Raw genomic sequence first — 7272 nt, 5'->3', positions numbered from 1 at the left:
CAATAGGCACGCATATGATAAATATTTACTTGAACAATATAAGTTCTGCGATCAGGTATAATGTTGCGCTCAGCCGACGAGCCGCAATTTTTAAAAAGTTCTCAACGTTCACCATGATCCGTATGCTCGATTATGCAGATAATCTTGAACTGTGTGAAAGTGTCGCAAATATTCAGGGCGACATTGTGGAATGTGGTGTATGGCGCGGTGGAATGATTGCTGGTATTGCTCAGATCTTAGGTGATAATAGAAAATATTTTTTGTTTGACAGCTTTGAAGGATTACCACCCGTTACGGCAAAGGATGGCGCCGAAGCAAAGAAATGGCAGGAAGACAAGACTGGAGCTACGTATCATGAAAACTGCAAAGCCGAAATGTCATTTGCTGCAAAAGCTATGGAACAATCCGGATGTAAAGATTATTCTCTTGAGAAAGGATGGTTTAACGAAACACTTCCTGTCTTTACGAAAAGCTCACAGATCGCAGTTCTCCGCCTGGATGGGGATTGGTACGATTCTACCATGTGTTGTCTGGAAAATCTTTATCCGAAAGTTGTGCCCGGTGGATTGATCATTATTGATGATTATTACACCTGGGATGGCTGTACGAAAGCTGTACATGATTACTTGTCAAGAGAAGAACTTACTGTAAGAATCGAGAAAACAAAAAACGGTGTTTGTTATATTCGTAAGAGATAATAACCTTTTATTTTTTAGGATTCATTAAATAAATAATTCCCCGTACCCGGAGCATTACCTGATTAAAGTTTGTGTCAAATATTTTGTAAAGCAATACACATAAGGGAAAGGTAAATAATAAAAAGAGCAAACCTGCAGCAATCAATTCAAACCATGTTTCTATATTTTTTAATAACGGTACCACTACATAAGTGAAATAAAAATAATTTGCTGTACCAACAATCATAAGCATACCGAGATATCTCAGGCATATAAAAAAGTAATGAGAAAATGATTGACGGATTGATTGAAAAAAGAGCATCGGAATAAACCATGCATTAACCAGGTAATGCCCGGCTGCAGTGCCTATAAGTGCCCCCAATACGCCCATATGCGGAATGAGTATGCAGGAAAGAAAAATGTTTACTATTATTTCTGCAACAGAACCTTTTATCCGTTTTTGATAATAGTTTTGGGAACCAAGTATGGTTACAGTCGGATGGAGCGTAATGATGTAGAAAAGATTTATAGTGAAAAATAATAATACGGTGTTTGATAGGAGCAATGATTCACTGATCCAGAGTTTAAAGAAATATGGAAACAGGAAATAGAGGCCTGTACAAACATGGATAGCTACAAAGAAAGCAATGCTCATTGAATCCCGCCAAAGCTGGTAGACTTTATTGATTTCACCTTTTTGATACAATTCTCCAGAGCCGTTAATAATATTATTGCTGCTTATAATAATCAACTCTTTCATATAATAAAAAAATACCGTGTATAGCGCATAGCCTGCAACATGGTCTACGCCTAAGAAATAAGAAATTAAGATAATGTCTGTTTGAAAAAGGACAAGCATTAATAATTTTTCAATGAAAACATACTTACTGGTTTTTAGGATCGCATAGTTTTTTTCCTGCTGCCAGATATTCATCCATGGGAATTCCTGACGCGCCTTCCTGTTTGTACCCAGTAGATACCAGGCTGCTACTGCAAAGGAAGCTGCTGCAATGCCAACAATTGAAAAGCCATAGTAAACCAATACTACATAAGCGCCGTATGTTAAAAACGGTTTTAATAACTGAAATAAATAAGTTTTATATCCGCGTTGTGAAGTGTTCAATAATATTCCCGGTACACTGAAAAAATAAGTAAGGGCAGCAGAAGCAATGTAGAGTAGAAAAGCAATATGAGTTGCGCTGGCATATTGATCGGGGATGGAAAAGATACTGTTTATGAAAAAAGAAAAGATAAGGCCAACAAAAGCAATGCTACCGCCAATGATCATATATATGCGTTGTGCCGCAGAAAGCAATGCATTGATATTGTCAATATGATTATCTACCAATTCCCGGTATAATAAAACAGATAATGAGAGGCCTACCCCTAATTCTGCAATTCCAAAGTAACCTACCGTTTGTAATAAGAGCTGATTAATTCCGTATACTTCATTGCCGAGGGTTCTGACAATATAGGGTGTCAGAAAAAAATATAATATGATGCCGGAGACCAGCGTAATGGTTTGGAGCAGGATATTATTAATAGCATGTTTTGTACGCATAATTTCAAATATAACACTATTATAACAGATCTATTTCCGGCTATACGTTATAAATTGACTGCTGTTTGGTTCATTTGATATAATTTAAGTAAGTTGAAAAGAAAATACCGGTGAAAGTAAAATGAATGGAGTAAGTGTCATTATCTGCTGTCATAATAGTGCACATATATTGCCGGAAACACTGACGTATCTTTCCAGGCAGATTGTTTTAGCTTCTTTGAAGTGGGAATTGATCCTGGTGGATAATGCTTCTTCAGATAATACTGCTGCAGTGGCAGAACAGTGCTGGAAAGCGCTTGACAAGCCTGTTGAGATGCGGATAGTACAAGAAAAAACTCCTGGTTTAAGTTTTGCCCGTCAGGCAGGCATTCAAGCTGCTGTCTATGATATTATATTGTTTTGTGATGATGATAATCTTTTGAATGCTGACTACATCCAATTGGGTTTTGATGCAATGGCTGTAGATGCGTCAATTGCTTTGCTTGGAGGAAAAGGGCAGGCACGGATGGATATACAAGCCCCTGATTGGTTCGACCGCTATGCATACCAATATGCGGTAGGGGCACAAGCTGCCTGCAGCAAAGATATTACCATAGAGCGTGGATTTGTATACGGTGCAGGTTGTTTCATGCGCATGCATGCATACAAGGAATTACAGCAAGCAGGGTTTCAATACACACTCTCGGGCAGAACGGGTAAATCACTGCTTTCAGGCGAAGACAATGAACTCGGCTATGCATTTTCACTGATTGGGTTTACGATACATTATAATGAAAGACTACACTTTACACATGTACTTGCCGCTAATCGTCTCACGTTTTCATATCTGAAAAAACTTAAAAAAGCAGTTGCTTACAGTTCTGTTTTGCTGACTCCTTATATTGAAAAAAGAAATGAAATTCTTTTTAATAAAGCTTCAACATTCAACTGGACGAGCCAATTGTTACGGGAACTGTTGTTTTTACTAAACGGATACATCAAATATCCTTTTGCTTCCGCAAATTTTAAAATAGATATTCTGCTGGACCGGCAAGCGCGCTTGGGTAAAATCCTTGGTTTGTATAAAAACAGACGTATACTGCAGCATCCCGAAAACTGGCTGCCCTGGCTGCAATAAATTGCCGGATGTTCTTTAAGTTCAAATTGTTATACTTGGAGTGTAGGTATGCGGAAGACTGGGACTTATTAATCTTCAGGGGATTGTTTGCTAAATTCAAGGCATTTCAGTAACATTGCACTCCGAAATGAAAAATATTTCCTTTCAGGGCCCTTAGCTCAGACGGTTAGAGCATCTGACTCATAATCAGGGGGTCGTTGGTTCGATCCCAACAGGGCCCACGTAAACCCCGCATCTTGCGGGGTTTTTTATTGCTGTATTCCGTACTACCTTTGCTGCAGCATTTATATTCATGAAAGACTTTTCAAACATTAAAAATATAATACTGGATCTGGGAGCAGTTATTATTCCCATTGATTTCAGCTTAACATTTCAAGCATTTGCTTCTTTATCCGGACTGAGCATTCAGGAGATCGAGCAACGATACAAATCGAGCAATTTGTTTATAGACTTTGAAAAAGGAATCATTGGAAATTATCAGTTCTTATGCGGTGTACGTGTGTTGCTGAATCTTCCGTCTTCCATTTCAGATCAACAGATCACGGATGCATGGAATGCTTTATTACTTCCAATTCCAATGGATCATATTAAACGGATTCAGGAACTTGCTTCTACGTATCGCTTGTTTCTGTTAAGTAACACCAATCCTATTCATATTGCAGAAGTTCAGGCGATCTTATATAAGTATACACAGGTATCCCGGTTAGAAAAACTATTTGAAAAAGTATGGTATTCCTATGACCTGGGTCTGATAAAGCCAGGTGTTGATATTTATAAAACGGTTTTAATGCAGAAGCAATTAACAGAACAGGAAACTGTTTTTCTGGATGATAATGCTGATAATGTTGCAGGTGCAAAGCAAGCAGGCATTCATGCCCTACTTGTAGATGAACAAAGTACGCTTATTGAATTGATGAAACATGCTTAAGAAATACAAACAACTGAGCATTCATATTCTGCTCTTTATATTAACGCTTGCAACTACAACGCTGGCGGGAGCGCAGTGGACCGGAGCGCCAGCTAAGACCGAATGGGACTTTGTTTTATCGGGATTATATTATTCAATAACTTTTTTGGGCATATTGACCATGCATGAATTTGGCCATTATTATTATGCCAAAAAGTATAAGGTTGATGTTACATTGCCATACTATATTCCGTTTTATTTTCCCGGTTTACCTAGCTTCGGTACATTCGGGGCATTCATCCGGATGAAAAGTATCATTCATTCCCGCAAGCAGATTTTTGATATCGGCATTGCCGGGCCTTTAGCTGGCTTTGTTGGTGCTTTGGCTTTACTGATTTATGGCTTTGCGACCCTGCCGGAAAAAGAATATATCTATGAAATTCATCCTGATTATGCAGTGTTTGGCGATGATTATGCTGAACACGTATATGGATATGAATATCTGAAAGCGCAAAGCGATAAGTATGTTGATGCAAAATATCACCTGGATTCATTGTACTATGAACAAAATAAAAAACAGAATTCTGAATTGAAAGAACCTGTCAAACAGTATGAAACGGAATTTACAGAGTTTGCAGCAGGGGATAATTTATTGCTGCTGATATTTAAAAAAATATTCTCTTATCAGGGCGGTAAGATCCCAAACCAATTCGAGTTATTTCATTATCCGTTTATATTTGCTGCTTATTTAGCTTTGTTTTTTACAGCACTTAATTTAATTCCGATCGGCCAACTCGATGGCGGACATGTCATCTATGGCTTGTTTGGGTATGAATGGCATAAAAAAATTTCCACAACAGCGTTTGTCGTTTTTGTATTCATTGCAGGGTTGGGATTGTTTAAAGTAAATCCTCTGGAAATTAATTTCTTCACCGCGAATCCTGCGGATCAGTTGTTATTTAGCTTTATATATGTAGGATTTTTGTTTATGCTTTTCTCAAGAATGTTTGAACGGAGTATAAATGTAGTACTCGTGGCATTGGCCGTATTTACAGGGCAATGTTTGCTGGAATTCATATTTCCTGAAATTACCGGAAAGAATGGCTGGCTGTTATATGCGATTCTGATCAGCCGCTTTATTGGCGTGCAGCATCCGCCGGCCTTAGATGAGACGCCCCTTGATTTCAAACGAAAAGTATTGGGATGGCTTTCGTTAGTGATCTTTGTTTTGTGCTTTACGCCTGATGTATTACTCATGTATACCTACACGAAATAAGATCAGTGAAATCTTGTTTCGTTTATCCAGCATGTTTTAATATTAACGAATTCGAGTAAACCCAAAGAAGAAAGTTCACGTCCATATCCGGATTTTTTTATTCCGCCGAATGGTACCCGCGCATCCGAGCGGGTAATATCATTAATGAAGACCGCGCCTGATTCAATTTTTTTTGACAGGGATATGCCATGTTCTATATTGCTTGTCCATATGCTTGCACCCAGGCCAAAGCTTGTTTCATTGGCAATGGCAATGGCTTCGTCTTCGTTTGAAAACTTATAGCAGCAGAATACTGGTCCGAATAATTCCTGAAATCTTACCGGGCTGCCTGTTGGAATATTCACAAGTATTCTTGGCGCAAAGAAATTTGAATTCGCATCATTAAACGGATGGGTATAATAAGCATAGGCTCCGGCAGCCAATAATTGGGAAACCTGTTGAGATACATTTTCTTTCAGGTCTTCGCGTGCTATTGGTCCTAGCTGCGTTGCAGGAAGCATAGGGTCTCCTATAGATAAAGTTGCGACAGATGAAGCAAGCTCGCTTAAAAAAGCATCATAAGATTGTTCGTGAATAATAAAACGTTTTGCGGCAATACAGCTTTGCCCGTTGTTTTGTAGGCGACCTTTTATTGCCTCTGTTACAGTTTGGGAAATAGGAGCATCGGCCAATACAATAAAAGGATCGCTGCCTCCAAGTTCCAGTACACATTTTTTGATGTGTTTGCCTGCAATCGCTGCTACCGCTTGTCCGGCTTTTTCGCTTCCTGTCAATGTTACAGCTTTAATCGTATTTGAAGCGATGATAAATTCAATGTCTTCTGTCGAAGCGAAAATATTTTGAAATACACCTGCAGGGAAATCTGCATCGCGAAATAATTTCTCCATGCTTGCAGCACATATCTGTACATTAGGTGCATGTTTTAAAAGCGTTGTGTTACCCATGAACAAAGTGGGTATAGCATACCTGAATACCTGCCAGAATGGGAAATTCCAGGGCATGATTCCTAAGATTGTTCCTATAGGTTCGAATGTAACAAAGCTGTTGATACCTTCATCCCGGAATTCTGTTCTGTGAACCTGAATGAGCTGTTCAATATGTTCAATGTACCACTGTGTTGTTGCAATACACTTTTCAATTTCTCCTATGCTTTCAGAAATGGGTTTACCCATTTCTACGGTTATTTGAGCTGCCAGAGCTTCTTTTTGCTCCTGCATTAAAGCAATCAGTTTGTTGAAATGGTTCTTTTTACTTTCGATGGAATAATTACTCCAGATTTTAAATCCGCTTTCTGCTGTTTGAAGGCTGGTATGTATGGCGGTATAGCTATCGAAGTCTTTATTGTATATAAATTCTCCTGTAAATGGGTTGCTGGCAAATGGCATAAAGGTCAGATTTGATGCAAAGGCAATTTAATGTAGAAATATGGAACAGTTGTTACATCATGTGAATTCTCTGCTCTATACGTAGAAAAATTATATATTTGATTCTTTATTTTATTTCAACCCTTAGTTTGATTTTTACAGGTTCAATTCAAAGGTTTTAATTTGTTTTTTGATCATTTTTGCATATAAATTAGCCCTATGTTGTTATTTTTATTTAAAAATGTAGTAAAAAATACATAAAAAAATAAGCAGTTTTACTTATAAATATTAAATATTGAATGAATTTAGTATATTATTAAGGATATTATGATAGAATTTAATATTTGTATTATTTCTATTTTGTATAGAC

General features: G+C 37.8%; 6 protein-coding genes and 1 tRNA gene. 5 read left to right on the top strand and 2 right to left on the bottom strand.

What is annotated here, in order from left to right; translation table 11 throughout:
• Positions 1 to 698 (top strand): TylF/MycF/NovP-related O-methyltransferase (locus tag ACTHJT_RS01150; protein ID WP_440235768.1); only part of this gene is annotated, 698 nt, incomplete at its 5' end.
• Between the two features lie 7 nt (positions 699 to 705).
• Here ACTHJT_RS01150 and ACTHJT_RS01145 read toward each other — a convergent pair.
• A complete protein-coding gene (locus ACTHJT_RS01145) occupies positions 706 to 2238 on the bottom strand; it encodes a lipopolysaccharide biosynthesis protein (protein ID WP_440235767.1) in 1533 nt (510 codons plus the stop codon).
• Positions 2239 to 2359: 121 nt separating this feature from the next.
• On the opposite strand from ACTHJT_RS01145, the gene ACTHJT_RS01140 reads away from it, so the two are divergent.
• The 4 genes from ACTHJT_RS01140 to ACTHJT_RS01125 all read left to right on the top strand — a co-directional run bounded on the left by ACTHJT_RS01140 (position 2360) and on the right by ACTHJT_RS01125 (position 5538).
• The gene (locus ACTHJT_RS01140) at positions 2360 to 3355 is read left to right on the top strand and encodes a glycosyltransferase (RefSeq protein ID WP_440235766.1); all 996 of its coding nucleotides are present in this window, start codon (positions 2360 to 2362) and stop codon (positions 3353 to 3355) included.
• Positions 3356 to 3502: 147 nt separating this feature from the next.
• Positions 3503 to 3576, top strand: a tRNA-Ile gene (locus tag ACTHJT_RS01135).
• Positions 3577 to 3647: 71 nt separating this feature from the next.
• The gene (locus ACTHJT_RS01130) at positions 3648 to 4283 is read left to right on the top strand and encodes an HAD family hydrolase (protein ID WP_440235765.1); all 636 of its coding nucleotides are present in this window, start codon (positions 3648 to 3650) and stop codon (positions 4281 to 4283) included.
• The gene (locus tag ACTHJT_RS01125; protein ID WP_440235764.1) at positions 4276 to 5538 is read left to right on the top strand and encodes a site-2 protease family protein; all 1263 of its coding nucleotides are present in this window, start codon (positions 4276 to 4278) and stop codon (positions 5536 to 5538) included. The genes ACTHJT_RS01130 and ACTHJT_RS01125 overlap by 8 nt, the downstream gene beginning before the upstream one ends.
• Before the next feature lie 2 nt (positions 5539 to 5540).
• Here ACTHJT_RS01125 and ACTHJT_RS01120 read toward each other — a convergent pair whose 3' ends face one another.
• On the bottom strand, positions 5541 to 6923 hold the full coding sequence (locus ACTHJT_RS01120) for an NAD-dependent succinate-semialdehyde dehydrogenase (RefSeq protein ID WP_440235763.1): 1383 nt from the start codon (positions 6921 to 6923) through the stop codon (positions 5541 to 5543).
• Positions 6924 to 7272 lie beyond the last annotated feature (349 nt).

This window comes from Cytophaga sp. (assembly GCF_051961495.1).
GTDB lineage: Bacteria > Bacteroidota > Bacteroidia > Cytophagales > Cytophagaceae > Cytophaga.
The sequence above is the reverse complement of the archived record's forward strand: the minus strand, read 5'-3'. Positions and strand labels throughout refer to the sequence as shown.

Coding starts and splice junctions, on each gene's coding strand:
- ACTHJT_RS01145 (WP_440235767.1), bottom strand. CDS start 2,238: ATGCGTACAAAACATGCTATTAATAATATCCTGCTCCAAACCATTACG.
- ACTHJT_RS01140 (WP_440235766.1), top strand. CDS start 2,360: ATGAATGGAGTAAGTGTCATTATCTGCTGTCATAATAGTGCACATATA.
- ACTHJT_RS01130 (WP_440235765.1), top strand. CDS start 3,648: ATGAAAGACTTTTCAAACATTAAAAATATAATACTGGATCTGGGAGCA.
- ACTHJT_RS01125 (WP_440235764.1), top strand. CDS start 4,276: ATGCTTAAGAAATACAAACAACTGAGCATTCATATTCTGCTCTTTATA.
- ACTHJT_RS01120 (WP_440235763.1), bottom strand. CDS start 6,923: ATGCCATTTGCCAGCAACCCATTTACAGGAGAATTTATATACAATAAA.